Here is a 26,745-nt window from a genome sequence, read left to right on the forward strand (position 1 = left end):
ACTCCTCGAACCTTATGGGTACTCAGCGCAACATGCCGCTGCCGTAACCCTTCAGGTTGGCTTTCTTCATCAGGGATTCGTACTGGTGCGAAACGAGGTGCGATTGTACTTGGGACATGAAGTCCATCACAACCACGACCACGATCAGCAACGAGGTCCCGCCAAGGTAGAACGGAACGTTTGCTGCAACCACCAGGAATTGGGGCAACAGGCACACGGCCGTCATGTAAAGAGCACCGAACAGGGTCAAGCGGGTCAGAACGCCATCAATATAGCGCGCAGACTGCTCACCTGGACGAATGCCCGGAATAAAGGCACCGGACTTCTTCAGGTTTTCCGCTACGTCTTTCGGATTGAACATCAACGCCGTATAGAAGAAGCAGAAGAAAATAATCCCTGCACTAAACAGCAGAATATTCAACGGCTGACCAGGAGCGATCGACTGCGAGATGTCCTGCAACCAGCCCATACCTTCAGACTGACCGAACCAGGCACCCAACGAAGCCGGGAACAGCAAAATGCTGCTCGCGAAAATAGCCGGAATAACACCGGCCATGTTCACCTTCAGCGGCAAGTGGCTTGTCTGCGCAGCAAAAACCTTGCGGCCCTGCTGACGCTTGGCGTAATGAACAGCGATACGACGCTGACCACGCTCAATGAACACCACGAAACCGATAATCGCTACTGCCAGCAAACCGATGGCAACCAGGGCGAAGATGTTGATATCACCCTGACGCGCAGACTCGAAAGACTGCCCGATTGCTCTCGGAAGACCGGCGACGATACCCGAAAAAATCAACATCGAGATACCGTTGCCAACACCACGCTCAGTAATCTGCTCACCCAGCCACATCATGAACATCGCACCAGCCACAAATGTGGTTACCGCGACGAAATGGAAGCCAAAGTCACCAGTGAACGCGACGCCCTGCCCCGCCAGACCAATGGACATGCCAATAGCCTGGACCAGAGCGAGAGCGACGGTGAGGTAGCGGGTGTACTGGCTAATCTTGCGACGGCCAGCTTCACCTTCCTTCTTCAACTGCTCCAGCTGCGGGCTGACGGCGGTCATCAATTGCATGATGATCGATGCCGAAATGTACGGCATGATCCCCAGTGCAAAGATGCTCATCCGTTCCAGCGCGCCGCCGGAGAACATGTTGAACAAGCTAAGAATGGTCCCCTCATTCTGTCGAAACAGGTCTGCGAGTCGGTCCGGGTTGATACCTGGAACCGGGATGTGTGCGCCTATTCGGTAGACGATAATCGCCAGGAACAGAAAACGCAGACGAGCCCAGAGTTCAGACATACCGCCTTTGCCGAGCGCAGAGAGAGCACCTTGCTTAGCCATTTATTCCTCGAACTTGCCGCCAGCTGCTTCGATAGCCGCACGCGCACCTTTGGTGGCGCCGATTCCCTTGCCGATAGTGACAGCGCGAGTCACTTCACCGGACAGCATGATTTTCACACGCTGTACGTTGACGTTGATCACGTTGGCATCTTTCAGGGACTGCACAGTAACGATGTCGCCTTCCACTTTAGCCAGCTCGGACAAACGCACTTCTGCGCGATCCATGGCTTTCAGGGAAACGAAACCGAACTTAGGCAGACGACGATGCAGCGGCTGTTGACCGCCTTCAAAGCCTGGAGCGATGGTGCCACCGGAGCGGGAGGTCTGACCTTTGTGACCACGGCCACCAGTCTTGCCCAAACCACTACCGATACCACGGCCCGGACGATGCTTTTCGCGACGGGAACCCGGCGCTGGACTCAGATCATTGAGTTTCATCGATTAACCCTCGACACGCAGCATGTAGTAAGCCTTGTTGATCATCCCGCGATTCTCGGGAGTATCCTGGACTTCTACAGTGTGACCGATGCGACGCAGACCCAGACCCTTAACGCACAGTTTGTGGTTAGGGATGCGGCCGGTCATGCTTTTGATCAGCGTAACTTTAACGGTAGCCATGATTACTTGATCTCCTCAACACGCAGGCCACGCTTGGCAGCGATGGACTCAGGAGACTGCATAGCCTTCAGACCCTTGAAAGTGGCGTGAACCACGTTTACCGGGTTAGTCGAGCCGTAGCACTTGGCCAGAACGTTCTGAACGCCAGCAACTTCGAGGACAGCACGCATAGCGCCGCCAGCGATGATACCGGTACCTTCAGAAGCAGGCTGCATGTACACCTTCGAAGCGCCGTGAGCGGACTTCATCGCGTACTGCAGAGTTGTGCCGTTCAGGTCCACTTGAATCATGTTGCGGCGAGCAGCTTCCATTGCCTTCTGGATCGCAGCAGGCACTTCACGCGACTTGCCACGGCCGAAGCCAACACGCCCTTTACCATCACCAACCACGGTCAACGCGGTGAAAGTGAAGATACGGCCGCCTTTAACGGTTTTGGCTACGCGGTTAACTTGAACCAGCTTCTCGATGTAGCCTTCGTCGCGCTTTTGGTCGTTATTTGACATAACTTAGAACTCCAGCCCAGCTTCACGAGCAGCATCAGCCAGCGCTTTAACGCGGCCATGGTACTTGAAGCCAGAGCGGTCGAAAGCCACTTGCGATACGCCAGCGGCCTTAGCACGCGTAGCGACCAGCTGGCCAACCTTTGTGGCCGCGTCGATGTTGCCAGTGGCACCATCACGCAGTTCTTTATCCAAAGTCGAGGCACTTGCCAGGACTTTGTTGCCGTCGGCCGAGATGACCTGGGCGTAGATGTGCTGCGACGAGCGGAACACGCAGAGACGCACGACTTCGAGTTCGTGCATTTTCAGGCGTGCTTTGCGAGCGCGACGCAGTCGAGTAACTTTTTTGTCGGTCATTTGCTATGCCCTACTTCTTCTTGGCTTCTTTACGACGGACGACTTCGTCCGCGTAGCGCACACCTTTGCCTTTGTACGGCTCTGGTGGACGGAAGTCGCGGATCTCGGCGGCCACTTGACCTACCAGCTGCTTGTCGATGCCCTTGATCAGGATATCGGTCTGGCTAGGAGTCTCAGCGGTGATGCCTTCCGGCAGTTCGTAATCCACTGGGTGCGAGAAGCCAAGAGCCAGGTTCAGAACCTGACCTTTTGCTTGCGCTTTGTAACCAACACCGACCAGCTGGAGCTTGCGCTCGAAGCCTTGGCTTACGCCCTGGACCATGTTGTTTACCAACGCACGCGTGGTACCGGCCATTGCGCGAGTTTGTTGATCGCCATTGCGAGCAGCGAAACGCAGCTCACCAGCTTCTTCAACGATCTCAACGGACGAATGGATGTTCAGTTCAAGAGTGCCCTTGGCACCCTTCACCGAAAGCTGTTGGCCTGCGAATTTGACTTCGACACCGGCTGGCAGCTTAACGGGGTTCTTAGCGACGCGAGACATGCTTATCCCCCCTTAGAACACAGTGCAAAGAACTTCGCCGCCGACACCGGCAGCGCGCGCAGCACGATCAGTCATCACACCTTTGTTGGTGGAGACGATAGACACGCCAAGACCGCCACGAACTTTCGGCAGATCTTCAACGGACTTGTACTGACGCAGGCCTGGACGACTAACGCGCTTCACTTCTTCGATAACCGGACGGCCTTCGAAGTACTTCAGCGAGATGGACAGCGACGGCTTGGCGTCGGTGGTGATCTGAAAATCCGCGATGTAACCTTCGTCCTTCAGGACTTTTGCTACAGCAGCCTTCAACGTGGAAGACGGCATGCTTACGACAGACTTTTCAGCCATCTGGGCATTACGGATTCGAGTTAGCATGTCCGCTAACGGGTCCTGCATACTCATGGGCTAGACGCTCCTAATACAAAAAAATTAGCCTTGCGGCTACTACTTGTCGCCGAGAACTTCCGGGCAGAAAAACACGGGCTCAGGCGAGCCGGTCATTCTAGACACACCCCAGAAATGAATCAAGCCCCAAAAGGGGCTTGATTCAGATTCAAGGCCACCGATGGTCAGGTTCTTGCGAACCCGAACATCGAGACTTTGACAACAATTACCAGCTGGCTTTAACCAGACCTGGCACGTCACCACGCATTGCAGCTTGACGCAGCATGTTACGGCCGAGGCCGAACTTGCGGTACACGCCGTGCGGACGACCAGTCAGGCGGCAACGGTTACGCATGCGCGAAGCGCTTGCGTCACGTGGTTGCTTCTGCAGAGCTACGGTAGCTTCCCAACGCGCTTCTGGACTTGCGTTCAGATCGACGATGATAGCTTTCAGCGCTGCACGCTTGGTGGCGTACTTGGCAACGGTGAGCTGACGCTTCAGCTCACGGTTCTTCATGCTCTTCTTGGCCATTTTCCTACTCCAATCAGTTGCGGAACGGGAATTTGAAAGCACGCAGCAGAGCGCGGCCTTCATCATCGTTCTTGGCAGTGGTGGTCAGGGTAATGTCCAGACCGCGGAGAGCATCGATCTTGTCGTAGTCGATTTCCGGGAAGATGATCTGCTCTTTCACGCCCATGCTGTAGTTACCACGACCATCAAAGGACTTGGCATTCAGGCCGCGGAAGTCGCGAACCCGAGGCAGGGAGATCGACAGCAGACGATCCAGGAACTCGTACATACGCTCACGGCGCAGGGTCACTTTGACGCCGATCGGCCATCCTTCGCGGACTTTAAAGCCAGCAATGGATTTACGAGCGTAGGTCACAACGACTTTCTGGCCGGTGATCTTTTCCAGGTCAGCAACAGCGTGCTCGATGACTTTTTTGTCGCCGATCGCTTCGCCCAGACCCATGTTCAGGGTGATTTTGGTAACGCGCGGAACTTCCATCACGTTCGAAAGCTTAAGTTCTTCCTTAAGTTTCGGAGCGATTTCCTTCCGGTAAATCTCTTTTAGTCGTGCCATGGTCTTCTACCTAGCAGTGTTCAAGCATCAACCGCTTTTTGGGTCGACTTGAAGACACGAATTTTCTTACCGTCTTCTACTTTGAAACCAACGCGGTCAGCCTTGTTGGTTTCGCCGTTGAAGATGGCGACGTTGGAAGCGTGCAGTGGCGCTTCTTTCTCGACGATACCGCCCTGTACGCCCGACATCGGGTTAGGCTTGGTATGACGCTTGACCAGGTTCAGACCACCAACAACCAGACGGTTGTCAGCAAGAACCTTCAGCACCTTACCGCGCTTACCTTTGTCTTTGCCGGCGATCACGATGATCTCGTCGTCACGACGAATCTTTTGCATGTCGGATCTCCTTACAGCACTTCTGGGGCGAGCGAGACGATCTTCATGAACTTCTCAGTACGAAGTTCACGGGTCACTGGCCCAAAGATACGGGTGCCGATCGGCTCTTGCTTGTTGTTCAGAAGAACAGCAGCGTTGCCATCAAAGCGGATAATGGAGCCATCAGCACGACGTACGCCGTGACGAGTGCGGACTACAACAGCAGTCATCACTTGGCCTTTTTTCACTTTACCGCGAGGAATTGCTTCCTTCACGGTAACTTTGATGATGTCACCGATACCAGCGTAACGACGATGGGAGCCACCCAGCACCTTGATGCACATAACACGGCGAGCGCCGCTGTTATCGGCCACATCGAGCATGGATTGAGTCTGAATCATATAATTTCTCCGACCCCTAGCCCTTAGACTTCCACAGCGCGTTCGAGAACATCAACCAGCGCCCAAGACTTGGTCTTGGCCATCGGACGAGTTTCACGAATAGTGACTTTGTCGCCGATGTGGCACTGATTGGTTTCGTCGTGCGCGTGCAGCTTAGTCGAACGCTTAACGTATTTACCGTAGATCGGGTGCTTTACGCGACGCTCGATCAGAACGGTGATGGTTTTGTCCATCTTGTCGCTGACAACACGGCCAGTCAGCGTACGGACAGTTTTTTCGGCTTCAGCCATGATCACTTACCTGCCTGCTGGTTGAGCACAGTCTTCACGCGAGCGATGTCACGCTTAACTTGCGAGAGCAGATGAGACTGCCCCAACTGGCCAGTTGCTTTCTGCATGCGCAGATTGAACTGGTCGCGCAGCAAGCCGAGCAGTTGCTCGTTCAGCTGCTGTGCGGATTTTTCACGAAGTTCATTCGCTTTCATCACATCACCGTCCGTTTAACAAAGGAGGTGGCGAGCGGCAGCTTTGCAGCAGCCAGGGCGAAAGCCTCACGCGCCAGCTCTTCAGAAACACCCTCGATTTCATACAGGACTTTGCCTGGCTGAATCTGGGCAACCCAGTACTCCACGTTACCCTTACCTTTACCCATACGAACCTCGAGAGGCTTCTTGGAAATCGGCTTGTCCGGGAATACACGGATCCAGATCTTGCCGCCACGTTTTACGTGACGGGTCAGAGCACGACGCGCTGACTCGATCTGACGAGCGGTGAGACGACCACGAGCAACAGACTTCAGCGCGAACTCGCCGAAGCTGACTTTGCTACCGCGCAGTGCCAGACCACGGTTGTGGCCGGTCATCTGCTTGCGGAACTTCGTACGCTTTGGTTGCAACATTTGGCGTACCCCTTACTTAGCAGCTTTTTTACGAGGCGCTGGTGCTTGTGGTTTCAGTTCTTCTTGGCGACCACCAATAACTTCGCCTTTGAAGATCCAAACCTTTACACCGATCACACCGTAAGTGGTGTGAGCTTCGTAGTTGGCATAGTCGATGTCGGCACGCAGGGTGTGCAGTGGCACACGACCTTCGCGATACCATTCAGTACGTGCGATTTCAGCACCGCCGAGACGACCGCTCACTTGGATTTTGATGCCTTTGGCACCAATGCGCATGGCGTTCTGTACAGCGCGCTTCATAGCGCGACGGAACATTACACGACGCTCCAGCTGCTGAGCTACGCTCTGCGCAACCAGCATACCGTCGAGCTCCGGCTTGCGGATCTCTTCGATATTGATGTGCACAGGCACACCCATTTGCTTGGTCAGGTCCTGACGCAGTTTCTCAACATCTTCACCTTTCTTCCCGATAACGATACCTGGACGAGCGGTGTGGATGGTGATGCGTGCAGTTTGGGCCGGACGATGGATATCGATACGGCTTACGGACGCGCTTTTTAGTTTGTCTTGGAGATACTCACGCACTTTCAGATCTGCGAACAAGTAGTCCGCATAAGTCCGACCGTCTGCGTACCAGACGGAGGTGTGCTCCTTGACGATTCCCAGGCGAATGCCAATGGGATGTACTTTCTGACCCATCTCTTCGACTCCGTTACTTGTCAGCAACCTTGACAGTGATATGGCAAGACCGCTTGACGATGCGATCAGCACGGCCTTTGGCACGTGGCATGATGCGCTTCAGCGAACGCCCTTCGTTGACGAAAACGGTGCTGACCTTGAGGTCATCAACGTCTGCGCCTTCGTTATGCTCGGCGTTGGCTACGGCCGACTCCAGCACTTTCTTCATGATCTCGGCGGCTTTCTTACTGCTGAAAGCCAACAGGTTGAGCGCTTCGCCCACCTTCTTCCCGCGGATCTGGTCGGCGACCAAGCGGGCTTTCTGGGCGGAGATTCGAGCGCCCGACAACTTAGCGGCTACTTCCATTTCCTTACCCCTTAACGCTTGGCTTTCTTGTCAGCCACGTGCCCGCGATAGTTGCGGGTACCGGCGAACTCGCCCAGTTTGTGGCCGACCATGTCTTCGTTAACGAGAACTGGGACGTGCTGACGACCGTTGTGTACTGCGATGGTCAGACCGACCATTTGTGGCAGGATCATCGAACGACGCGACCAGGTTTTAATTGGTTTGCGATCGTTCTTTTCCGCCGCCACTTCGATCTTCTTCAGTAGGTGAAGATCAATAAAAGGACCTTTTTTCAGAGAACGTGGCACTGTCGTATCCCTCTATTTACTTGCGACGACGGACGATCATTTTGTCGGTACGCTTATTACCACGAGTCTTCGCGCCCTTAGTCGGGAAGCCCCATGGCGATACCGGATGACGACCACCAGAGGTACGACCTTCACCACCACCATGTGGGTGGTCAACCGGGTTCATGGCAACACCACGAACGGTTGGGCGAACGCCACGCCAGCGTTTGGCACCAGCTTTACCCAGCGAACGCAGGCTGTGCTCGGAGTTCGAGACTTCACCCAGGGTCGCACGGCATTCAGCCAGGACTTTACGCATTTCACCGGAACGCAGACGCAGGGTCACGTAGACACCTTCACGAGCGATCAGCTGAGCCGAAGCACCAGCGGAACGAGCGATCTGTGCACCTTTACCTGGCTTCAATTCGATGCCGTGTACGGTAGAACCGACTGGAATGTTGCGCAGTTGCAGAGCGTTGCCTGGCTTGATTGGAGCCAGAGCGCCTGCGATCAGCTGGTCGCCAGCACTCACGCCTTTAGGGGCGATGATGTAGCGACGCTCGCCGTCTGCGTAGCACAGCAGTGCGATGTGAGCAGTACGGTTTGGATCGTATTCGATACGCTCGACAGTGGCGACGATGCCATCTTTGTCGTTGCGACGGAAATCGACCATACGGTAATGCTGCTTATGACCACCACCGATGTGACGAGTGGTAATACGGCCATTGTTGTTACGACCACCAGACTTCGATTTTTTCTCGAGCAGCGGTGCGTGAGGAGCGCCTTTATGCAGCTCCTGGTTGACCACCTTGACCACAAAACGGCGGCCAGGGGAAGTCGGTTTGCATTTAACGATTGCCATGATGCACCCCTTCCTTACTCAGCACTGCTGCTGAAATCGAGATCTTGGCCTGGCTGAAGGGAGATAACTGCCTTCTTCCAGTCATTACGCTTGCCCAGACCGCGAGCAGTGCGCTTGCTCTTACCCAGAACGTTCAGGGTAGTGACGCGCTCTACTTTCACGCTGAACAGGCTTTCGACGGCCTTCTTGATTTCCAGCTTGGTTGCATCAGTAGCAACCTTGAAAACGAACTGGCCTTTCTTGTCTGCCAGAACCGTAGCCTTCTCGGAAACGTGCGGGCCAAGCAGAACTTTAAATACGCGTTCCTGGTTCATCCCAGCAGCTCCTCGAATTTCTTCACGGCCGACACGGTGATCAACACCTTGTCGTATGCGATCAGACTAACTGGATCGGAACCTTGCACGTCACGTACATCTACGTGCGGCAGGTTGCGAGCAGCCAGGTACAGGTTCTGATCAACAGCGTCCGACACGATCAGAACGTCGGTCAGGCTCATGTTGTTCAGTTTGCCCAGCAGATCTTTGGTTTTCGGAGTTTCAACAGCGAAATCCTGAACCACGACCAGACGATCAGTACGCACCAGCTCAGCAAGGATGGAGCGCATTGCTGCGCGATACATCTTCTTGTTCAGCTTCTGGGAGTGATCCTGTGGACGAGCTGCGAAAGTGGTACCGCCGCCACGCCAGATTGGGCTACGGATAGTACCGGCACGAGCACGGCCAGTACCTTTCTGACGCCATGGGCGCTTGCCGCCACCACGAACGTCGGAACGGGTCTTCTGCTGCTTGCTACCTTGACGGCCGCCGGCCATGTAGGCCACGACTGCTTGGTGAACCAGCGTCTCGTTGAATTCGCCGCCAAATGTCAGTTCGGAAACTTCGATCGCTTGAGCGTCATTTACATTTAATTGCATGTCAGCTTCCCCTTAACCGCGAGCCTTGGCTGCTGGACGTACAACCAGGTTGCCGCCAGTAGCGCCAGGAACAGCACCCTTGACCAACAACAGATTGCGTTCAGCGTCCACGCGCACTACTTCCAGGGACTGCACGGTCACGCGCTCAGCGCCCATATGACCGGACATTTTTTTGCCCTTGAATACACGACCAGGAGTCTGGCACTGGCCGATAGAGCCTGGGACGCGGTGGGATACGGAGTTACCGTGGGTGTTATCTTGCCCGCGGAAATTCCAACGCTTGATCGTACCCTGGAAGCCTTTACCCTTGGACTGACCGGTTACATCAACCAGTTGACCAGCGGCGAAGATTTCAGCGTTGATCAGATCGCCAGCCTGGTACTCGCCTTCTTCAAGGCGGAATTCCATGGTGGTGCGACCAGCGGCAACGTTCGCTTTAGCGAAGTGGCCAGCCTGAGCTGCTGTTACACGCGAAGCGCGACGCTCGCCGACAGTGACTTGCACTGCACGATAGCCATCGGTCTCTTCAGTTTTGAACTGGGTGACGCGATTCGGCTCGATCTCAATGACCGTGACCGGAATGGAGACACCTTCTTCGGTGAAAATACGGGTCATACCGCATTTACGACCGACTACACCAATAGTCATGTTGTAAACCTCATGAGTGTACGGGGCTTTCACCCGCTATGGCCGCCCATTTCAGAGCGTTACACGACCAAGACCGAGTCTTAGCCGAGGCTGATCTGCACTTCCACACCGGCCGCAAGATCAAGCTTCATCAGCGCGTCAACGGTTTTATCCGTTGGCTGGACGATGTCCAGAACACGCTTATGAGTGCGGATCTCGTACTGGTCACGCGCGTCTTTGTTGACGTGCGGGGAAACCAGAACGGTGAACCGCTCTTTACGGGTAGGCAGTGGAATTGGACCACGCACTTGAGCACCAGTACGTTTCGCGGTTTCCACGATTTCCTGGGTTGATTGGTCGATCAGGCGATGGTCAAAAGCCTTCAACCTGATACGGATTTGCTGATTTTGCATTGGATTTCAGACTCCGGCTGCTATTCCCACCGGGCGCAATACGCCCGTTAAAAGGAGGCGCAATTCTATAGACGCCCCCGATAGGTGTCAACCCAATAAAAAAGCCCCCGCTGAGCGGGGGCTTTTTCAACTCATCAAGCTGACTTTAAAAGTCTTACTCGATGATTTTGGCTACGACGCCAGCGCCGACGGTACGACCGCCTTCACGGATAGCGAAACGCAGACCATCTTCCATCGCGATGGTTTTGATCAGGGTAACAGTCATCTGAATGTTGTCACCTGGCATTACCATTTCAACGCCTTCTGGCAGCTCGCAGTTACCAGTCACGTCAGTAGTACGGAAGTAGAACTGTGGACGGTAGCCTTTGAAGAACGGAGTGTGACGACCGCCTTCTTCCTTGCTCAGAACGTAAACTTCTGCGGTGAACTTGGTGTGCGGCTTGACCGAACCTGGCTTGACCAGAACCTGGCCACGCTCAACGTCGTCACGCTTGGTACCACGCAGCAGAACGCCGCAGTTCTCGCCGGCACGACCTTCGTCGAGCAGCTTGCGGAACATTTCAACACCGGTGCAAGTAGTAACGGTGGTGTCACGCAGACCAACGATTTCCAGCGGATCCTGAACGCGAACGATACCGCGCTCGATACGACCAGTCACAACAGTACCGCGACCCGAGATCGAGAATACGTCTTCGATTGGCATCAGGAATGGCTTGTCGATCATACGAACTGGTTCTGGGATGTAGGCATCCAGAGTTTCAACCAGCTTCTTGACGGCAGTGGTACCCATCTCGTTGTCGTCTTTGCCTTCCAGCGCCATACGAGCCGAACCGATGATGATCGGAGTGTCGTCGCCCGGGAAGTCGTAAGTCGACAGCAGGTCACGAACTTCCATCTCAACCAGTTCCAGCAGCTCAGCGTCGTCTACCAGGTCAGCCTTGTTCAGGAAGACCACGATGTACGGAACGCCAACCTGACGAGACAGCAGGATGTGCTCACGGGTTTGCGGCATCGGACCATCAGCGGCCGAGCAAACCAGGATAGCGCCGTCCATCTGAGCAGCACCGGTGATCATGTTCTTCACGTAGTCAGCGTGACCTGGGCAGTCAACGTGAGCGTAGTGACGGATCTTCGAGTTGTACTCAACGTGCGCGGTGTTGATGGTGATACCGCGAGCTTTTTCTTCTGGTGCACTGTCGATCTTGTCGAAGTCAACGATTGCAGAACCGAAAACTTCGGAGCAAACGCGAGTCAGAGCAGCAGTCAGAGTGGTTTTACCGTGGTCAACGTGACCGATGGTGCCAACGTTGACGTGCGGTAGGGAACGATCAAATTTTTCTTTAGCCACGACAATTAACTCCTAGCCTAAAGGGGCTGAATCAGCCTTGTTTTTTGGTTACGGATTCGACGATGTGCGACGGAGCCGTATCATATTTTTTGAATTCCATAGAGTAGCTTGCGCGACCCTGGGACATGGAACGAACGTCGGTCGCATAACCGAACATCTCACCCAGTGGAACCTCGGCACGGATAACCTTGCCGGACACTGTGTCTTCCATACCCTGGATCATGCCGCGACGACGGTTAAGGTCGCCCATCACATCACCCATATAGTCTTCAGGCGTAACAACCTCTACCGCCATGATCGGCTCGAGCAACTCACCACCACCCTTCTGGGCCAGTTGCTTGGTCGCCATGGAAGCAGCCACTTTAAACGCCATCTCGTTGGAGTCGACGTCGTGGTAAGAACCATCGAACACGGTAGCCTTCAGGCCGATCAGCGGATAGCCGGCAACAACGCCGTTCTTCATCTGCTCTTCGATACCCTTCTGGATAGCCGGGATGTATTCCTTAGGAACCACACCACCTACAACTTCGTTCACGAATTGCAGACCTTCCTGACCTTCGTCAGCAGGAGCAAAACGGATCCAGCAGTGACCGAACTGGCCGCGACCACCGGACTGACGAACGAACTTGCCTTCGATTTCACAGTTCTTCGTGATGCGCTCACGATACGAAACCTGAGGCTTGCCGATGTTGGCTTCGACGTTAAACTCACGGCGCATCCGGTCAACCAGGATGTCCAGGTGCAGCTCGCCCATGCCGGAGATGATCGTCTGACCAGTCTCTTCATCAGTTTTAACGCGGAAAGACGGGTCTTCCTGAGCAAGTTTGCCCAGAGCGATACCCATTTTTTCCTGGTCATCCTTGGTCTTAGGCTCTACGGCAACCGAAATAACCGGCTCCGGGAAGTCCATGCGAACCAGGATGATTGGCTTGTCAGCGTTGCAGAGGGTTTCACCAGTGGTGACGTCCTTCATGCCGATCAGGGCCGCGATGTCACCAGCGCGTACTTCCTTGATCTCTTCACGGGCGTTTGCGTGCATTTGCACCATACGACCCACGCGCTCTTTCTTGCCTTTGACCGAGTTGATCACGCCGTCGCCGGAGTTCAACACGCCCGAGTAAACGCGGACGAAGGTCAGAGTACCCACGAATGGGTCGGTAGCGATCTTGAACGCCAGAGCCGCGAAAGGCTCGTTGTCGTCTGCATGACGCTCCATCTCTTCTTCCTCGTTATCAGGGTTGGAACCCTTGATAGCAGGAATGTCGGTCGGAGCAGGCAGGTAGTCGATAACGGCGTCGAGAACCAGGGGAACGCCCTTGTTCTTGAACGAAGAACCGCAAACGGCCAGAACGATTTCGCCGGCGATAGTACGCTGACGCAAAGCAGCCTTGATCTCTTCGATCGACAGCTCTTCGCCTTCCAGGTACTTGTTCATCAGCTCTTCGTTGGCTTCGGCGGCAGCTTCAACCATGTTGTTGCGCCACTCTTCCGCCAGCTCTTGCAGCTCGGCAGGAATGTCCTTGCGAACAGGAACCATACCTTTGTCAGAGTCGTTCCAGTAGACAGCTTGCATGTTGATCAGATCGATCTGACCCTGGAAGTTGTCTTCGGAACCGATGGCCAACTGGATCGGCACCGGAGTGTGACCCAGACGCTGCTTGATCTGACCGATCACGCGCAGGAAGTTGGCACCGGCACGGTCCATCTTGTTTACGTAAACAAGACGTGGAACGCCGTATTTGTTGGCTTGACGCCATACGGTTTCCGACTGTGGCTCAACACCCGAAGTACCGCAGAACACAACGACAGCGCCGTCGAGTACGCGCAGGGAACGCTCAACTTCAATGGTGAAGTCAACGTGGCCCGGGGTATCGATTACGTTGAAACGGTGCTCGTGAGAGTACTGCTTCTCGGAACCTTTCCAGAAGGCGGTAATGGCAGCAGAAGTAATGGTAATACCACGCTCCTGCTCCTGAACCATCCAGTCTGTGGTCGCGGCGCCATCATGCACCTCGCCCATTTTGTGACTTTTGCCGGTGTAAAACAGTACGCGCTCGGTGGTGGTGGTTTTACCAGCATCCACGTGAGCGACGATACCGATGTTACGGTAGCGGCTAATCGGAGTAGTACGAGCCATAAAGCCCTCGCAAAATTAGTGAAGCTAAAATTAGAAGCGGTAGTGCGAGAAAGCTTTGTTAGCTTCGGCCATACGGTGCACGTCTTCACGCTTCTTAACAGCAGCACCTTTACCTTCAGCAGCATCCAGCAGTTCGCCAGCCAAACGCAGAGCCATAGACTTCTCGCCGCGCTTACGGGCGAAGTCTACCAACCAGCGCATTGCCAGAGCGTTACGACGGGAAGGACGAACCTCGACCGGAACCTGGTAAGTAGCACCACCAACGCGGCGCGACTTCACTTCGACCAGCGGAGCGATGGCGTCGAGTGCTTTTTCGAAGAGTTCCAGGGGATCGGTGCCAGCCTTACGGGCCGCAACGGTTTCCAGGGCACCATAAACGATACGCTCGGCAACGGCTTTCTTGCCGCTTTCCATAACGTGGTTCATGAATTTGGCGAGGATCTGGCTTCCGTATTTCGGATCGTCCAGAATCTCACGCTTTGCTGCTACGCGACGTCTTGGCATGATAAGCCCTCAAGCGGTCTTCAGGTTAGCTCGGGACAGATCCAGAGGATGCGTGCCCGACCTTACTCTTATCGACTCAATAAAATAAAAATCTGCAAAACGGCCGATTACTTCGGACGCTTGGTACCGTACTTCGAACGACCCTGGTTACGGCCTTTAACGCCGGAAGTATCCAAGGAGCCGCGAACGGTGTGGTAACGAACACCTGGCAAGTCTTTTACACGACCGCCGCGGATCAGTACCACGCTGTGCTCTTGCAGGTTGTGGCCTTCACCACCGATGTACGAGGAAACCTCGAAACCGTTGGTCAGACGCACACGGCATACTTTACGCAGTGCCGAGTTAGGTTTTTTCGGCGTGGTGGTGTACACACGGGTGCACACGCCACGACGTTGCGGGCAGTTCTGCAGCGCAGGCACGTCGGATTTCTCGACGATACGCTTACGCGGCTGACGTACCAGCTGGTTGATAGTTGCCATCTACTAGCTCCACTGTTGTCTTGCGACGCTATTGTCTTGCAAGAAAAGCAAAATGGCAGGAACGAATTCCCGCCAAATTTAGGGGATCAAGAGTCTAAAGAGGATCTTGATTCCAGTCAAGGCAAGGCCCCGACCTCCCCGCCCATCGAACCTTGACTTAATGTCTCGATTCGACGAACGGAGCGATCAGGGCCTCACTCTCGTTTATCGCAGAACTCAGTTACCGCTCGAGTTCAGCGCTTCGGTCAGTGCAGCTTCCACTTCACTGGCGCTTACGCGCAACGGCTTGTCGGCATCACGGCGACGCTTGCGCTCGCTGTGATAGGCAAGACCGGTACCGGCCGGGATCAGACGACCCACGACTACGTTTTCTTTCAGGCCGCGCAGGTAATCGCGCTTGCCGGTGACTGCCGCTTCGGTCAGTACGCGAGTGGTTTCCTGGAAGGAAGCCGCCGAGATGAACGATTCGGTGGACAACGACGCCTTGGTGATACCCAGCAGAACGCGAGTGAACTTGGAGACAAACTTGTCTTCCGCGCTCAGACGTTCGTTCTCGACCAGAACGTGAGTCAGTTCCATCTGGTCGCCCTTGATGAAGCTGGAATCGCCGGACTCGGAGATCTCAACTTTACGCAGCATCTGACGCAGGATGGTCTCGATGTGCTTGTCGTTGATCTTCACGCCTTGCAGACGATAAACGTCCTGGATCTCGTTGACGATGTACTTGGCCAGCGCGCTCACACCCAGCAGACGCAGGATGTCGTGCGGATCGCTTGGACCGTCGGAGATAACTTCGCCGCGGTTTACCTGTTCGCCTTCGAAGACGTTCAGGTGACGCCACTTCGGAATCAGCTCTTCGTACGGATCGCTACCGTCGTTCGGGGTAATGACCAGACGGCGCTTGCCCTTGGTCTCTTTACCGAACGCGATGGTGCCGCTGACTTCAGCCAGAATCGACGCTTCTTTCGGACGACGCGCTTCAAACAGGTCGGCAACACGCGGCAGACCACCGGTGATGTCGCGGGTCTTCGAAGTTTCCTGCGGGATACGAGCGATAACATCACCGATCGCAATCTTCGCACCGTCAGCCACACCGACCAGGGCGTTGGCTGGCAGGAAGTACTGAGCGATAACGTCAGTGCCTGGCAGCAACAGATCCTTGCCGTTGTCGTCGACCATCTTCACTGCTGGACGGATTTCCTTGCCGGCAGCTGGACGATCTTTCGCGTCGAGTACTTCAATGTTGGTCATACCGGTCAATTCGTCAGTCTGACGCTTGATCGTAATGCCTTCTTCCATGCCCACGTAGGTCACGGTACCTTTCATTTCGGTAACGATCGGGTGAGTGTGCGGATCCCACTTGGCCACGATTGCGCCAGCGTCGACCTTGTCACCTTCTTTAACCGAAATCACAGCACCGTACGGCAGCTTGTAACGCTCGCGCTCACGACCGAAATCGTCCGCGATTGCCAGCTCACCGGAACGGGACACAGCAACCAGATGGCCATCCACTCGCTCAACGTGCTTCAGGTTGTGCAGACGGACGGTACCGCCATTCTTCACCTGAACGCTGTCGGCCGCGGAAGTACGGCTTGCCGCACCACCGATGTGGAACGTACGCATGGTCAGCTGGGTACCCGGCTCACCGATGGACTGGGCAGCGATAACGCCGACCGCTTCACCGATGTTCACCTGGTGACCACGAGCCAGATCACGGCCGTAGCACTTGGCGCAAATGCCATAGCGGGTTTCGCAGCTGATCGGCGAACGCACGATCACTTCGTCGATGCTGTTCAGCTCGATGAATTCGACCCACTTCTCGTCTACCAGAGTACCGGCAGGAACGATGACGTCCTCGGTGCCTGGCTTGAATACGTCACGGGCAATGACACGACCCAATACGCGCTCACCCAACGGCTCTACAACGTCACCGCCTTCAATGTGCGGAGTCATCAGCAGACCGTGTTCAGTGCCGCAATCGATCTCGGTTACAACCAGATCCTGCGCCACGTCTACCAGACGACGAGTCAGGTAACCGGAGTTCGCAGTTTTCAACGCGGTATCCGCCAGACCTTTACGAGCACCGTGAGTCGAGATGAAGTACTGAAGTACGCTCAAACCTTCACGGAAGTTCGCAGTAATCGGCGTTTCAATGATGGAACCGTCCGGCTTGGCCATCAGACCACGCATACCGGCCAGCTGACGAATCTGTGCTGCGGAACCCCGCGCACCCGAGTCGGCCATCATGTACATCGAGTTGAAAGACTCTTGATCGACTTCGTCGCCGTGACGGTCGATGACTTTCTCTTTCGAGAGGTTGGCCATCATCGCCTTGGAAACTTCGTCGTTCGCTTTCGACCAGAGGTCGATCACTTTGTTGTACTTCTCGCCCTGGGTTACCAGGCCGGAGGCGTACTGGCTCTCGATCTCTTTCACTTCGTCGGTGGCTGCACCGATGATGCGGGCTTTTTCATCCGGGATAACGAAGTCGTTAACACCGATCGAAACGCCGGAGATGGTCGAGTAAGCGAAACCGGTGTACATCAACTGGTCAGCGAAGATCACGGTCTCTTTCAGACCAACCACGCGGTAGCACTGGTTGATCAGCTTGGAGATCGCCTTTTTCTTCATCGGCAGGTTGACGACGTCGAACGACAGACCTTTCGGCACAACCTGGAACAGCAGCGCACGGCCGACAGTGGTGTCGACGATACGGGTACCGCTCACGCTGTTGCCGTCACGGTCGTTGACGGTTTCGTTGATACGAACCTTGACCTTGGCGTGCAGTGCAGCTTCGCCGGCACGGAACACACGGTCGACTTCCTGCAGATCCGCGAACACACGACCTTCGCCCTTGGCGTTGATCGCTTCACGAGTCATGTAGTACAGACCCAATACAACGTCCTGCGACGGAACGATGATTGGCTCACCGTTGGCTGGCGACAGAATGTTGTTGGTCGACATCATCAACGCACGCGCTTCGAGCTGGGCTTCCAGTGTCAGCGGTACGTGCACGGCCATTTGGTCGCCGTCGAAGTCGGCGTTGTACGCGGCGCAGACCAGCGGGTGCAGCTGGATAGCCTTACCTTCGATCAGTACCGGTTCAAACGCCTGGATACCCAGACGGTGAAGGGTCGGTGCACGGTTGAGAAGAACCGGGTGTTCGCGAATCACTTCAGCGAGAACGTCCCAAACCTCTGGCAGTTCGCGCTCGACCATTTTCTTGGCCGCTTTGATGGTGGTCGCCAGACCACGCATTTCCAGCTTGCCAAAAATGAACGGCTTGAACAGCTCGAGAGCCATCTTCTTCGGCAGACCGCACTGGTGTAGACGCAGGGTCGGGCCTACGGTAATTACCGAACGACCGGAGTAGTCAACACGCTTACCGAGCAAGTTCTGACGGAAACGACCCTGCTTACCCTTGATCATGTCAGCCAGGGATTTCAGAGGACGCTTGTTGGAACCGGTGATAGCGCGACCACGACGACCGTTGTCGAGCAATGCATCGACCGCTTCCTGCAACATGCGCTTTTCGTTGCGCACGATGATGTCCGGAGCCGACAGATCCAGCAGGCGCTTCAAACGGTTGTTACGGTTGATCACTCGACGATACAGATCGTTGAGGTCGGAGGTCGCGAAACGACCGCCATCCAGCGGGACCAGTGGACGCAGATCTGGCGGCAGAACCGGCAGAACGGTCAGCACCATCCACTCTGGCAGGTTGCCGGAACCCTGGAAGGCTTCCATCAACTTCAGACGCTTGGACAGCTTCTTGATCTTGGTTTCCGAGTTGGTTTGCGGAATCTCTTCGCGCAGACGGCCAATCTCGTGCTCCAGGTCGATAGCGTGCAGCAGTTCACGGACAGCTTCGGCACCCATGCGGGCGTCGAAATCGTCTCCGAACTCTTCAAGCGCTTCGAAGTACTGCTCGTCGTTCAGCAGCTGACCTTTTTCAAGGGTGGTCATGCCTGGATCGATAACGACATAGCTCTCGAAGTAGAGAACGCGCTCGATATCACGCAGGGTCATGTCCATCAGCAGGCCGATACGGGACGGCAGCGATTTCAGGAACCAGATGTGGGCAACCGGCGAAGCCAGTTCGATGTGCGCCATGCGCTCACGACGAACCTTGGCCAGTGCAACTTCAACGCCGCACTTCTCGCAGATCACACCACGGTGCTTCAAGCGCTTGTACTTACCGCACAGGCACTCGTAATCCTTTACCGGGCCAAAGATCTTGGCGCAGAACAGGCCGTCACGCTCAGGTTTGAACGTACGGTAGTTGATGGTTTCCGGCTTTTTAACTTCACCGAACGACCACGAACGGATCATCTCCGGCGAGGCCAATCCGATACGGATGGCGTCGAACTCTTCGACTTGACCCTGGTTTTTCAGCAAATTCAGTAGGTCTTTCAAGGCCTTTCCTCCTGGCGGAGCAGAGAGCGGGCAATCCTGCCCCGCTCTCGATTCGCGTCACGTGTTATTCGGTTTCCAGATCGATATCGATGCCGAGGGAACGAATTTCCTTGATCAACACGTTGAAGGACTCGGGCATGCCCGGCTCCATACGGTGATCGCCATCCACGATGTTCTTGTACATCTTGGTACGGCCGTTCACATCGTCCGACTTCACTGTGAGCATTTCTTGCAGAGTGTAAGCAGCACCGTATGCTTCCAGTGCCCAGACCTCCATCTCCCCGAAACGCTGACCACCGAACTGCGCCTTACCACCCAGCGGCTGCTGGGTAACCAGGCTGTAAGAACCGGTAGAACGCGCGTGCATCTTGTCGTCTACCAAGTGGTTCAGCTTCAGCATGTACATGTAGCCAACGGTAACTGGACGCTCGAACTTGTTGCCGGTACGGCCGTCGGTCAGCTGCATCTGGCCGCTTTCCGGCAGGTCTGCCAGTTTCAGCATGGCCTTGATTTCGCTTTCCTTGGCGCCGTCGAACACTGGAGTGGCCATTGGAACGCCGCCACGCAGGTTGTTCGCCAGATCGAGGATTTCCTGATCGGAGAAGCTGTCCAGATCTTCGTTACGACCGCCGATCTGGTTGTAGATCTCGTCCAGGAAAGTGCGCAGTTCAGCGACTTTACGCTGCTCTTCGACCATCCGGTTGATCTTCTCGCCCAGACCTTTGGCCGCGAGGCCCAGGTGGGTTTCGAGAATCTGACCAACGTTCATACGCGAAGGTACGCCCAGCGGGTTGAGGACTACGTCGACCGGGGTGCCATTGGCATCGTGCGGCATGTCTTCAACCGGCATGATCACGGAGACCACACCCTTGTTACCGTGACGACCGGCCATCTTGTCGCCCGGCTGGATGCGGCGACGGATTGCCAGGTAAACCTTGACGATTTTCAGCACGCCTGGAGCCAGGTCATCGCCCTGCTGCAGTTTGCGCTTCTTGTCTTCGAACTTGTCGTCCAGCAGACGGCGACGATCAACGATGTAGGCCTGAGCCTTCTCGAGCTGCTCGTTCAGCGCATCTTCAGCCATGCGCAGTTTGAACCACTGGCCGTGCTCAAGACCGTCGAGTACTTCGTCGGTGATGTCCTGACCTTTCTTCAGGCCGGCGCCGCCTTCGGCCTTGTGGCCTACCAGTGCGGAACGCAGACGTTCGAAAGTCGCGCCTTCAACGATGCGGAACTCTTCGTTCAGATCCTTGCGGATCTCGTCCAGCTGGGACTTCTCGATCGACAGTGCACGAGCATCACGCTCAACGCCGTCGCGGGTGAAGACCTGTACGTCGATGACAGTACCTTTGGTGCCGGTTGGCACGCGCAGGGAGGTGTCTTTAACGTCGCTGGCTTTTTCACCGAAGATTGCACGCAGCAGTTTTTCTTCCGGAGTCAGTTGGGTCTCGCCTTTCGGAGTGACCTTACCCACCAGAATGTCGCCTGCGCCTACTTCAGCACCTACGTAAACGATACCGGCTTCGTCCAGCTTGTTCAGTGCAGCTTCACCCACGTTCGGGATGTCCGCAGTGATTTCCTCTGGGCCAAGCTTGGTGTCACGGGCCACACAGGTCAGTTCCTGAATGTGGATCGTGGTGAAACGGTCTTCCTGAACAACACGCTCGGACAGGCAGATGGAGTCTTCGAAGTTGAAGCCGTTCCATGCCATGAACGCGATGCGCATGTTCTGACCCAGTGCCAGCTCACCCATGTCGGTGGACGGGCCGTCGGCCATGATGTCGCTACGCTGAACCCGATCACCTTTACGTACCAGCGGACGCTGGTTGATGCAGGTGTTCTGGTTCGAGCGGGTGTATTTGGTCAGGTTGTAGATGTCGACACCGGCTTCACCGGTTTCAACTTCGTCATCGGCAACACGAACCACGATACGGCTGGCGTCGACGGAGTCGATCACGCCACCACGACGAGCCACGACGCAAACGCCGGAGTCACGGGCTACGTTACGCTCCATGCCGGTACCTACCAGCGGCTTGTCAGCGCGCAGAGTCGGTACAGCCTGACGCTGCATGTTCGAACCCATCAACGCACGGTTGGCGTCGTCGTGCTCGAGGAACGGAATCAGCGACGCTGCAACCGACACAACCTGCTTCGGCGAAACGTCCATCAGGGTGACGTCTTCCGGCGCCTTGACGGTGAATTCGTTCAGGTGACGTACGGCAACCAGTTCGTCGATCAGGACTTTCTGCTCGTTCATGGTCGCCGAAGCCTGCGCGATCACGTGATCGGCTTCTTCAATAGCGGACAGGAACACGATCTCGTCGGTGACCACACCCTCTTTCACCACGCGGTACGGGCTTTCCAGGAAGCCGTACTGGTTGGTGCGAGCGTACGCAGCCAGGGAGTTGATCAGGCCGATGTTCGGACCTTCCGGCGTTTCAATCGGGCAGACACGACCGTAGTGAGTCGGGTGTACGTCACGGACTTCGAAGCCTGCGCGCTCACGAGTCAGACCGCCAGGGCCGAGTGCAGAGACACGACGCTTGTGGGTGATCTCGGACAGCGGGTTGTTCTGGTCCATGAACTGCGACAGCTGGCTGGAACCGAAGAACTCTTTCACCGCGGCAGCCACTGGCTTGGCGTTGATCAGATCTTGCGGCATCAGGCCTTCGCTTTCAGCCATCGACAGACGCTCTTTGACCGCACGCTCAACACGTACCAGGCCAACGCGGAACTGGTTCTCGGCCATTTCGCCTACGCAGCGAACACGACGGTTACCCAGGTGGTCGATGTCATCGACGATGCCTTTACCGTTGCGGATGTCGACCAGAGTCTTCAGGACCGCGACGATGTCTTCCTTGCACAGCACGCCCGAACCTTCGATCTCGGTACGACCGATACGACGGTTGAACTTCATCCGGCCGACCGCAGACAGGTCATAACGCTCAGGGCTGAAGAACAGGTTGTTGAACAGGGTCTCGGCAGCGTCTTTGGTTGGCGGCTCGCCTGGACGCATCATGCGATAGATCTCGACCAGCGCTTCCAGTTGGTTGCTGGTGGAGTCGATCTTCAGCGTGTCGGAGACGAACGGACCGCAGTCGATGTCGTTGGTGTACAGGGTCTCGATGCGAACCACCTGGGCCTTGGCGATCTTTGCCAGGACTTCAGTGTTCAGCTCGGTGTTGCATTCGGCCAGGATTTCGCCGGTAGCCGGGTGCACGATAGCCTTGGCGGTGGTGCGGCCGAGGACGTAGTCCAGTGGCACGTCCAGCGTCTTGATACCGGCTTTCTCGATCTGGTTGATGTGGCGCGCGGTAATACGGCGGCCTTGCTCAACGATGACCTTGCCCTTCTCGTCCTGGATGTCCAGAACCGCAACTTCACCACGCAGGCGCGATGGCACCAGTTCCAGGCTGAGGGTTTCGCCGCTCAGGTGGAATACGTTGGTGGTATAGAACGCGTCCAGCACCTCTTCGGTGGTGTAACCGAGTGCGCGCAGCAGTACCGAAGCCGGCAGTTTGCGACGACGGTCGATACGCACGAAGACACAGTCTTTCGGGTCGAATTCGAAGTCCAGCCACGAACCGCGGTAAGGAATGATGCGAGCCGAGTACAGCAGTTTGCCGGAGCTGTGCGTCTTGCCGCGGTCGTGGTCGAAGAACACGCCCGGGGAACGGTGCAGCTGGGAAACGATAACACGCTCGGTACCGTTGATTACGAAGGTACCGTTCTCAGTCATCAGGGGGATTTCACCCATGTAGACTTCTTGCTCTTTGATGTCCTTGATCGCTTTGTTCGACGATTCTTTGTCGAAAATGATCAGGCGCACTTTTACCCGCAAAGGTACGGCGAAAGTTACACCGCGCAATACGCATTCTTTGACATCAAATGCCGGTTCGCCCAGGCGATAACCGACGTACTCCAGCGCAGCATTGCCGGAGTAGCTGATGATCGGGAAAACGGATTTGAAGGCCGCATGCAGGCCCACGTCGCGGAACTGATCTTTAGTCGCTCCCGCTTGCAAGAATTCACGATACGAATCCAGCTGGATGGCCAGGAGGTAAGGCACATCCATGACGTCCGGCAACTTGCTAAAGTCCTTGCGGATACGTTTTTTCTCAGTATATGAGTAAGCCATCAGCGTTCCCCAGCTTGGTCACCTGCTTGTTTGGCCCCTCCCGACGGGAGCAGCCAGAAAATCGTGCAAACCCCATGGTTTGCGCCACCGCATCGGGTGGTTACAGCGCCTTTATCAGCACCGACCCAGTCGGCTGCCAATAACGGAAAAAGGCCGGTGGCAAGAGCCACCAGCCATCAGCCTGTCGCTTGACGCTCGGGCTGGAGGAGCAAAGTCGATGCTTACTTCAGCTCGACTTTAGCGCCTGCTTCTTCCAGCTTCTTCTTGGCGTCTTCAGCCGCTTCTTTCGAAACGCCTTCAGCTACAACCTGAGGAGCGCCGTCTACTTTCTCTTTGGCTTCTTTCAGGCCCAGACCGGTCAGTTCACGAACTGCCTTGATCACGTTAACCTTCTTCTCGCCAGCTTCCAGCAGAACAACGTTGAACTCGGTTTGCTCTTCAACAGCAGCAGCAGCTACAGCTGGGCCAGCCGAAGCGGCAGCAGCGGTAACACCGAAGGTTTCTTCCATCGCTTTGATCAGCTCAACGATTTCCACTACGGATTTCTGGCCGATTGCTTCGATGATTTGTTCGTTAGTCAGAGACATGACTCAATTCCTGAATTGGGGGACGGCCTACGCGACCATCGAAATAAACAAAAAACGCGAGAAGTGACGAGCCTTAGGCTGCGGCAGCTTCTTTCTGGTCGCGAATTGCCGCCAGAGTACGAGCCAATTTGCTGGTTGCGCCTTGAATCACGCTCATCAGCTGAGAAATTGCTTCGTCACGGGTCGGCAGAGTTGCCAGTACGTCGATCTGATTAGCTGCGAGGAACTTGCCCTCGAACGCAGCTGCCTTGATCTCGAACTTGTCCTGACCCTTGGCAAACTCTTTGAAGATACGGGCAGCAGCGCCCGGATGTTCGTTCGAGAATGCAATCAGGGTCGGGCCGGTGAACACGTCGTTGAGAACACTGTATTGAGTGTCAGCAACAGCGCGCTTGAGCAGGGTGTTACGTACAACACGTACGTAAACGCCAGCTTCACGAGCCTCTTTACGGAGTCCGGTCATTGCGCCTACTGTTACGCCACGTGCATCAACCACGACAGCGGACAGAGCGACTTTGGCAGCCTCGTTGACTTCAGCGACGATGGCCTTCTTGTCTTCGAGATTAATTGCCACGGGTTTAACTCCTGCTTGTTACCGTTTCATTCGATCGGAACCGAATGTCGTTTTGGTGTCTGATTCGGTAAGGAACCGGGAGCACCATCTGCGTAGGCTTGAGGTTTAAGGCTTGCGCCGCCTACGGTCTTGGATAGCCCCCGCCAGGCAGGGACCCCAATCTTTCAATTGGCGCGGCAATCCGCGCCAACCTTTGTCTTACGCGTCGAGCGAGCTCTGGTCGATAACCAGACCTGGGCCCATAGTGGTGCTCAGGGTAACGCGCTTGACGTAAATACCTTTCGAGGAAGCTGGCTTGATACGCTTCAGATCAGCGATCAGGGCTTCAACGTTTTCCTTCAGCTTGACGGCGTCGAAGCCGATCTTGCCAACGGAAGTGTGGATGATGCCGTTTTTGTCGGTGCGATAACGAACCTGACCAGCCTTGGCGTTCTTGACCGCGTTGGCTACGTCTGGAGTTACGGTGCCGACTTTAGGGTTAGGCATCAGGCCACGTGGACCGAGGATCTGACCCAACTGACCTACAACGCGCATGGCATCCGGGGATGCGATCACTACGTCATAGTTCAGGTCGCCGCCTTTCATTTCGGCAGCCAGGTCGTCCATACCTACACGATCAGCGCCGGCAGCCAGAGCGGCCTCAGCAGCTGGACCCTGGGTGAACACAGCAACGCGAACGGTCTTGCCAGTGCCGTGTGGCAGCACAGTAGCGCTACGAACAACCTGGTCGGATTTACGCGGGTCTACACCCAGGTTTACAGCAACGTCGAACGACTCGCTGAACTTGACAGTCGACAGCTCGGCCAGCAGAGCAGCGGCGTCTACAATGTTGTAGGCCTTGCCTGCTTCGATTTTGCCGGCGATAGCCTTTTGACGCTTGGTCAGCTTAGCCATTACACACCCTCCACGTTAAGGCCCATGCTACGAGCAGAACCGGCGATAGTACGCACGGCTGCATCCATATCAGCTGCAGTCAGATCCGCGTTTTTGGTTTTCGCGATTTCTTCCAGCTGAGCACGGGTAACGGTGCCAACCTTAACGGTGTTCGGACGAGCGGAACCGCTGGTCAGACCGGCCGCCTTCTTCAGCAGAACCGAAGCAGGGGTGGATTTGGTTTCGAAAGTGAAGCTACGATCGCTGTAGACAGTGATGATCACTGGAGTCGGCAGACCTGGCTCAAGACCCTGGGTACGGGCGTTGAAAGCCTTGCAGAATTCCATGATGTTCACGCCGTGCTGACCCAGAGCAGGACCAACCGGTGGACTTGGGTTAGCCTGAGCGGCCTTCACTTGCAGCTTGATGTAAGCGGTAATCTTCTTGGCCATGAGGCACTCCAATTACGGGTTCGAACGCCTCGAAAGGCTCCCCGGTTACTTGCGCGTTTATCCCAGTGACGACAAAACCCCACAGCCTAAGGCTGCGGGGTTGGGATTGCTTGTCCAGTTAGACCTTCTCGACCTGACTGAACTCGAGCTCCACCGGAGTAGAGCGACCGAAAATGAGCACAGCCACTTGGATCCGGCTCTTTTCGTAGTTAACTTCTTCCACAACGCCATTGAAATCAGCGAATGGACCGTCGTTGACACGCACCGTCTCACCTGGCTCGAACAATGTCTTCGGCTTAGGCTTGTCGCTACCATCAGCAACGCGACGCAGAATCGCTTCTGCCTCTTTATCTGTAATTGGCGCAGGCTTGTCAGCGGTACCGCCGATAAAACCCATCACCCGAGGAGTATCCTTGACCAAGTGCCAAGTACCCTCGTTCATATCCATCTGGACCAGCACATAGCCTGGAAAGAACTTCCGTTCGCTTTTGCGCTTCTGGCCGTTACGCATCTCAACCACTTCTTCAGTGGGAACCAGAATCTCGCCGAAGCCATCTTCCATGCCAGCCAGCTTTACGCGCTCGATCAGCGAGCGCATCACATGCTTCTCGTAACCCGAGTAAGCATGCACAACATACCAACGCTTAGCCACGGGAC

The 26,745-nt window shown here is 55.6% G+C and carries 33 protein-coding genes; all 33 read right to left on the reverse strand.

What is annotated here, in order from left to right; all coding sequences use genetic code 11:
- Positions 1 to 22: 22 nt before the first annotated feature.
- Positions 23 to 1,351, reverse strand: coding sequence for a preprotein translocase subunit SecY (gene secY, locus AB9L16_RS23080; protein WP_016772945.1), 1,329 nt, complete (start codon positions 1,349 to 1,351; stop codon positions 23 to 25).
- Complete coding sequence (gene rplO, locus AB9L16_RS23085) at positions 1,352 to 1,789, reverse strand: 50S ribosomal protein L15 (RefSeq protein WP_003228720.1); 438 nt, start codon at positions 1,787 to 1,789, stop codon at positions 1,352 to 1,354.
- 3 nt (positions 1,790 to 1,792) lie between these two features.
- Positions 1,793 to 1,969 (reverse strand): 50S ribosomal protein L30, encoded by a 177-nt coding sequence (gene rpmD / locus AB9L16_RS23090; protein ID WP_003176408.1) that lies wholly within the window; start codon positions 1,967 to 1,969, stop codon positions 1,793 to 1,795.
- A 2-nt stretch (positions 1,970 to 1,971) separates the two neighbouring features.
- Complete coding sequence (rpsE, locus tag AB9L16_RS23095) at positions 1,972 to 2,472, reverse strand: 30S ribosomal protein S5 (RefSeq protein WP_007955637.1); 501 nt, start codon at positions 2,470 to 2,472, stop codon at positions 1,972 to 1,974.
- Between the two features lie 3 nt (positions 2,473 to 2,475).
- Positions 2,476 to 2,826, reverse strand: coding sequence for a 50S ribosomal protein L18 (gene rplR, locus AB9L16_RS23100; protein WP_003186037.1), 351 nt, complete (start codon positions 2,824 to 2,826; stop codon positions 2,476 to 2,478).
- A gap of 10 nt (positions 2,827 to 2,836) precedes the next feature.
- Positions 2,837 to 3,370, reverse strand: a complete 534-nt coding sequence (gene rplF, locus AB9L16_RS23105) for a 50S ribosomal protein L6 (protein ID WP_003228722.1) — start codon at positions 3,368 to 3,370, stop codon at positions 2,837 to 2,839.
- 12 nt (positions 3,371 to 3,382) lie between these two features.
- The gene (rpsH, locus tag AB9L16_RS23110) at positions 3,383 to 3,775 is read right to left on the reverse strand and encodes a 30S ribosomal protein S8 (RefSeq protein ID WP_016772944.1); all 393 of its coding nucleotides are present in this window, start codon (positions 3,773 to 3,775) and stop codon (positions 3,383 to 3,385) included.
- Between the two features lie 208 nt (positions 3,776 to 3,983).
- Complete coding sequence (gene rpsN / locus AB9L16_RS23115; protein WP_003186042.1) at positions 3,984 to 4,289, reverse strand: 30S ribosomal protein S14; 306 nt, start codon at positions 4,287 to 4,289, stop codon at positions 3,984 to 3,986.
- 13 nt (positions 4,290 to 4,302) lie between these two features.
- Positions 4,303 to 4,842 carry a 50S ribosomal protein L5 gene (rplE, locus tag AB9L16_RS23120; protein ID WP_003210069.1) on the reverse strand — a complete coding sequence of 180 codons (540 nt, stop codon included), beginning with the start codon at positions 4,840 to 4,842 and terminating at the stop codon, positions 4,303 to 4,305.
- A 20-nt stretch (positions 4,843 to 4,862) separates the two neighbouring features.
- Positions 4,863 to 5,177: a 50S ribosomal protein L24 gene (gene rplX, locus AB9L16_RS23125; protein WP_003186046.1), complete on the reverse strand. Its 315-nt coding sequence runs from the start codon at positions 5,175 to 5,177 to the stop codon at positions 4,863 to 4,865.
- An 11-nt stretch (positions 5,178 to 5,188) separates the two neighbouring features.
- Positions 5,189 to 5,557, reverse strand: coding sequence for a 50S ribosomal protein L14 (gene rplN, locus AB9L16_RS23130; protein ID WP_002555479.1), 369 nt, complete (start codon positions 5,555 to 5,557; stop codon positions 5,189 to 5,191).
- Between the two features lie 23 nt (positions 5,558 to 5,580).
- Complete coding sequence (gene rpsQ / locus AB9L16_RS23135; RefSeq protein WP_003194644.1) at positions 5,581 to 5,847, reverse strand: 30S ribosomal protein S17; 267 nt, start codon at positions 5,845 to 5,847, stop codon at positions 5,581 to 5,583.
- 2 nt (positions 5,848 to 5,849) lie between these two features.
- A complete protein-coding gene (gene rpmC / locus AB9L16_RS23140; RefSeq protein ID WP_002555481.1) occupies positions 5,850 to 6,041 on the reverse strand; it encodes a 50S ribosomal protein L29 in 192 nt (63 codons plus the stop codon).
- Complete coding sequence (gene rplP, locus AB9L16_RS23145) at positions 6,041 to 6,454, reverse strand: 50S ribosomal protein L16 (RefSeq protein ID WP_003228729.1); 414 nt, start codon at positions 6,452 to 6,454, stop codon at positions 6,041 to 6,043. Before rplP ends, rpmC begins: the two co-directional genes overlap by 1 nt.
- A 12-nt stretch (positions 6,455 to 6,466) precedes the next feature.
- The gene (gene rpsC, locus AB9L16_RS23150; RefSeq protein WP_003176422.1) at positions 6,467 to 7,153 is read right to left on the reverse strand and encodes a 30S ribosomal protein S3; all 687 of its coding nucleotides are present in this window, start codon (positions 7,151 to 7,153) and stop codon (positions 6,467 to 6,469) included.
- A 13-nt stretch (positions 7,154 to 7,166) separates the two neighbouring features.
- Positions 7,167 to 7,499, reverse strand: coding sequence for a 50S ribosomal protein L22 (rplV, locus tag AB9L16_RS23155; protein ID WP_003103908.1), 333 nt, complete (start codon positions 7,497 to 7,499; stop codon positions 7,167 to 7,169).
- A gap of 11 nt (positions 7,500 to 7,510) precedes the next feature.
- Positions 7,511 to 7,786 (reverse strand): 30S ribosomal protein S19, encoded by a 276-nt coding sequence (gene rpsS, locus AB9L16_RS23160; protein WP_011336172.1) that lies wholly within the window; start codon positions 7,784 to 7,786, stop codon positions 7,511 to 7,513.
- Positions 7,787 to 7,802: 16 nt separating this feature from the next.
- Complete coding sequence (gene rplB, locus AB9L16_RS23165; protein ID WP_016772943.1) at positions 7,803 to 8,627, reverse strand: 50S ribosomal protein L2; 825 nt, start codon at positions 8,625 to 8,627, stop codon at positions 7,803 to 7,805.
- A gap of 14 nt (positions 8,628 to 8,641) precedes the next feature.
- On the reverse strand, positions 8,642 to 8,941 hold the full coding sequence (gene rplW, locus AB9L16_RS23170) for a 50S ribosomal protein L23 (protein ID WP_002555488.1): 300 nt from the start codon (positions 8,939 to 8,941) through the stop codon (positions 8,642 to 8,644).
- Positions 8,938 to 9,540, reverse strand: a complete 603-nt coding sequence (rplD, locus tag AB9L16_RS23175) for a 50S ribosomal protein L4 (protein WP_003228735.1) — start codon at positions 9,538 to 9,540, stop codon at positions 8,938 to 8,940. The genes rplW and rplD overlap by 4 nt, the downstream gene beginning before the upstream one ends.
- A 12-nt stretch (positions 9,541 to 9,552) precedes the next feature.
- Complete coding sequence (gene rplC / locus AB9L16_RS23180; RefSeq protein ID WP_003228738.1) at positions 9,553 to 10,188, reverse strand: 50S ribosomal protein L3; 636 nt, start codon at positions 10,186 to 10,188, stop codon at positions 9,553 to 9,555.
- Between the two features lie 80 nt (positions 10,189 to 10,268).
- Positions 10,269 to 10,580: a 30S ribosomal protein S10 gene (gene rpsJ / locus AB9L16_RS23185; protein WP_003186070.1), complete on the reverse strand. Its 312-nt coding sequence runs from the start codon at positions 10,578 to 10,580 to the stop codon at positions 10,269 to 10,271.
- Positions 10,581 to 10,734: 154 nt separating this feature from the next.
- Positions 10,735 to 11,928, reverse strand: coding sequence for an elongation factor Tu (gene tuf, locus AB9L16_RS23190; RefSeq protein ID WP_064361246.1), 1,194 nt, complete (start codon positions 11,926 to 11,928; stop codon positions 10,735 to 10,737).
- Between the two features lie 31 nt (positions 11,929 to 11,959).
- Positions 11,960 to 14,065, reverse strand: a complete 2,106-nt coding sequence (fusA, locus tag AB9L16_RS23195) for an elongation factor G (RefSeq protein ID WP_016772942.1) — start codon at positions 14,063 to 14,065, stop codon at positions 11,960 to 11,962.
- Positions 14,066 to 14,095: 30 nt separating this feature from the next.
- A complete protein-coding gene (rpsG, locus tag AB9L16_RS23200) occupies positions 14,096 to 14,569 on the reverse strand; it encodes a 30S ribosomal protein S7 (RefSeq protein ID WP_016772941.1) in 474 nt (157 codons plus the stop codon).
- Positions 14,570 to 14,676: 107 nt separating this feature from the next.
- A complete protein-coding gene (gene rpsL, locus AB9L16_RS23205; RefSeq protein ID WP_003186084.1) occupies positions 14,677 to 15,048 on the reverse strand; it encodes a 30S ribosomal protein S12 in 372 nt (123 codons plus the stop codon).
- Positions 15,049 to 15,264: 216 nt separating this feature from the next.
- On the reverse strand, positions 15,265 to 19,464 hold the full coding sequence (gene rpoC, locus AB9L16_RS23210) for a DNA-directed RNA polymerase subunit beta' (RefSeq protein ID WP_016772940.1): 4,200 nt from the start codon (positions 19,462 to 19,464) through the stop codon (positions 15,265 to 15,267).
- A gap of 64 nt (positions 19,465 to 19,528) precedes the next feature.
- Positions 19,529 to 23,602, reverse strand: coding sequence for a DNA-directed RNA polymerase subunit beta (rpoB, locus tag AB9L16_RS23215; RefSeq protein WP_016772939.1), 4,074 nt, complete (start codon positions 23,600 to 23,602; stop codon positions 19,529 to 19,531).
- 221 nt (positions 23,603 to 23,823) lie between these two features.
- Positions 23,824 to 24,189, reverse strand: coding sequence for a 50S ribosomal protein L7/L12 (rplL, locus tag AB9L16_RS23220; protein WP_007962228.1), 366 nt, complete (start codon positions 24,187 to 24,189; stop codon positions 23,824 to 23,826).
- Positions 24,190 to 24,262: 73 nt separating this feature from the next.
- Positions 24,263 to 24,763, reverse strand: a complete 501-nt coding sequence (gene rplJ, locus AB9L16_RS23225) for a 50S ribosomal protein L10 (RefSeq protein WP_008081912.1) — start codon at positions 24,761 to 24,763, stop codon at positions 24,263 to 24,265.
- 198 nt (positions 24,764 to 24,961) lie between these two features.
- On the reverse strand, positions 24,962 to 25,657 hold the full coding sequence (gene rplA, locus AB9L16_RS23230; protein ID WP_024014523.1) for a 50S ribosomal protein L1: 696 nt from the start codon (positions 25,655 to 25,657) through the stop codon (positions 24,962 to 24,964).
- Entirely contained in the window at positions 25,657 to 26,088 is a 432-nt protein-coding gene (gene rplK / locus AB9L16_RS23235; RefSeq protein ID WP_003176435.1) for a 50S ribosomal protein L11, read from the reverse strand. The genes rplA and rplK overlap by 1 nt, the downstream gene beginning before the upstream one ends.
- A 118-nt stretch (positions 26,089 to 26,206) precedes the next feature.
- A complete protein-coding gene (gene nusG / locus AB9L16_RS23240; RefSeq protein ID WP_007957598.1) occupies positions 26,207 to 26,740 on the reverse strand; it encodes a transcription termination/antitermination protein NusG in 534 nt (177 codons plus the stop codon).
- Positions 26,741 to 26,745: the final 5 nt, after the last annotated feature.

It is taken from the genome of Pseudomonas sp. LW8 (assembly GCF_041956865.1).
GTDB classification, from domain to species: domain Bacteria; phylum Pseudomonadota; class Gammaproteobacteria; order Pseudomonadales; family Pseudomonadaceae; genus Aquipseudomonas; species Aquipseudomonas siliginis.

Excerpts from the sequence above, each read along its gene's own strand:
- rpsQ (WP_003194644.1), bottom strand. The coding sequence starts at position 5,847 with ATGGCTGAAGCCGAAAAAACTGTCCGTACGCTGACTGGCCGTGTTGTC.
- rplB (WP_016772943.1), bottom strand. The coding sequence starts at position 8,627 with ATGGCAATCGTTAAATGCAAACCGACTTCCCCTGGCCGCCGTTTTGTG.
- secY (WP_016772945.1), bottom strand. The coding sequence starts at position 1,351 with ATGGCTAAGCAAGGTGCTCTCTCTGCGCTCGGCAAAGGCGGTATGTCT.
- rplK (WP_003176435.1), bottom strand. The coding sequence starts at position 26,088 with ATGGCCAAGAAGATTACCGCTTACATCAAGCTGCAAGTGAAGGCCGCT.
- rpsN (WP_003186042.1), bottom strand. The coding sequence starts at position 4,289 with ATGGCCAAGAAGAGCATGAAGAACCGTGAGCTGAAGCGTCAGCTCACC.
- rpsG (WP_016772941.1), bottom strand. The coding sequence starts at position 14,569 with ATGCCAAGACGTCGCGTAGCAGCAAAGCGTGAGATTCTGGACGATCCG.
- fusA (WP_016772942.1), bottom strand. The coding sequence starts at position 14,065 with ATGGCTCGTACTACTCCGATTAGCCGCTACCGTAACATCGGTATCGTC.
- rplO (WP_003228720.1), bottom strand. The coding sequence starts at position 1,789 with ATGAAACTCAATGATCTGAGTCCAGCGCCGGGTTCCCGTCGCGAAAAG.
- rplC (WP_003228738.1), bottom strand. The coding sequence starts at position 10,188 with ATGACTATTGGTGTAGTCGGTCGTAAATGCGGTATGACCCGTATTTTC.
- rplX (WP_003186046.1), bottom strand. The coding sequence starts at position 5,177 with ATGCAAAAGATTCGTCGTGACGACGAGATCATCGTGATCGCCGGCAAA.
- rplN (WP_002555479.1), bottom strand. The coding sequence starts at position 5,557 with ATGATTCAGACTCAATCCATGCTCGATGTGGCCGATAACAGCGGCGCT.
- rplF (WP_003228722.1), bottom strand. The coding sequence starts at position 3,370 with ATGTCTCGCGTCGCTAAGAACCCCGTTAAGCTGCCAGCCGGTGTCGAA.
- rplA (WP_024014523.1), bottom strand. The coding sequence starts at position 25,657 with ATGGCTAAGCTGACCAAGCGTCAAAAGGCTATCGCCGGCAAAATCGAA.
- rpmC (WP_002555481.1), bottom strand. The coding sequence starts at position 6,041 with ATGAAAGCGAATGAACTTCGTGAAAAATCCGCACAGCAGCTGAACGAG.
- rpsL (WP_003186084.1), bottom strand. The coding sequence starts at position 15,048 with ATGGCAACTATCAACCAGCTGGTACGTCAGCCGCGTAAGCGTATCGTC.
- rpsC (WP_003176422.1), bottom strand. The coding sequence starts at position 7,153 with ATGGGTCAGAAAGTACATCCCATTGGCATTCGCCTGGGAATCGTCAAG.
- rplR (WP_003186037.1), bottom strand. The coding sequence starts at position 2,826 with ATGACCGACAAAAAAGTTACTCGACTGCGTCGCGCTCGCAAAGCACGC.
- rpsH (WP_016772944.1), bottom strand. The coding sequence starts at position 3,775 with ATGAGTATGCAGGACCCGTTAGCGGACATGCTAACTCGAATCCGTAAT.
- rplD (WP_003228735.1), bottom strand. The coding sequence starts at position 9,540 with ATGCAATTAAATGTAAATGACGCTCAAGCGATCGAAGTTTCCGAACTG.
- rplW (WP_002555488.1), bottom strand. The coding sequence starts at position 8,941 with ATGAACCAGGAACGCGTATTTAAAGTTCTGCTTGGCCCGCACGTTTCC.
- rplV (WP_003103908.1), bottom strand. The coding sequence starts at position 7,499 with ATGGAAGTAGCCGCTAAGTTGTCGGGCGCTCGAATCTCCGCCCAGAAA.
- rpoB (WP_016772939.1), bottom strand. The coding sequence starts at position 23,602 with ATGGCTTACTCATATACTGAGAAAAAACGTATCCGCAAGGACTTTAGC.
- rpsJ (WP_003186070.1), bottom strand. The coding sequence starts at position 10,580 with ATGCAAAATCAGCAAATCCGTATCAGGTTGAAGGCTTTTGACCATCGC.
- rpmD (WP_003176408.1), bottom strand. The coding sequence starts at position 1,969 with ATGGCTACCGTTAAAGTTACGCTGATCAAAAGCATGACCGGCCGCATC.
- rplE (WP_003210069.1), bottom strand. The coding sequence starts at position 4,842 with ATGGCACGACTAAAAGAGATTTACCGGAAGGAAATCGCTCCGAAACTT.
- rplL (WP_007962228.1), bottom strand. The coding sequence starts at position 24,189 with ATGTCTCTGACTAACGAACAAATCATCGAAGCAATCGGCCAGAAATCC.
- rpsE (WP_007955637.1), bottom strand. The coding sequence starts at position 2,472 with ATGTCAAATAACGACCAAAAGCGCGACGAAGGCTACATCGAGAAGCTG.
- rplP (WP_003228729.1), bottom strand. The coding sequence starts at position 6,454 with ATGTTGCAACCAAAGCGTACGAAGTTCCGCAAGCAGATGACCGGCCAC.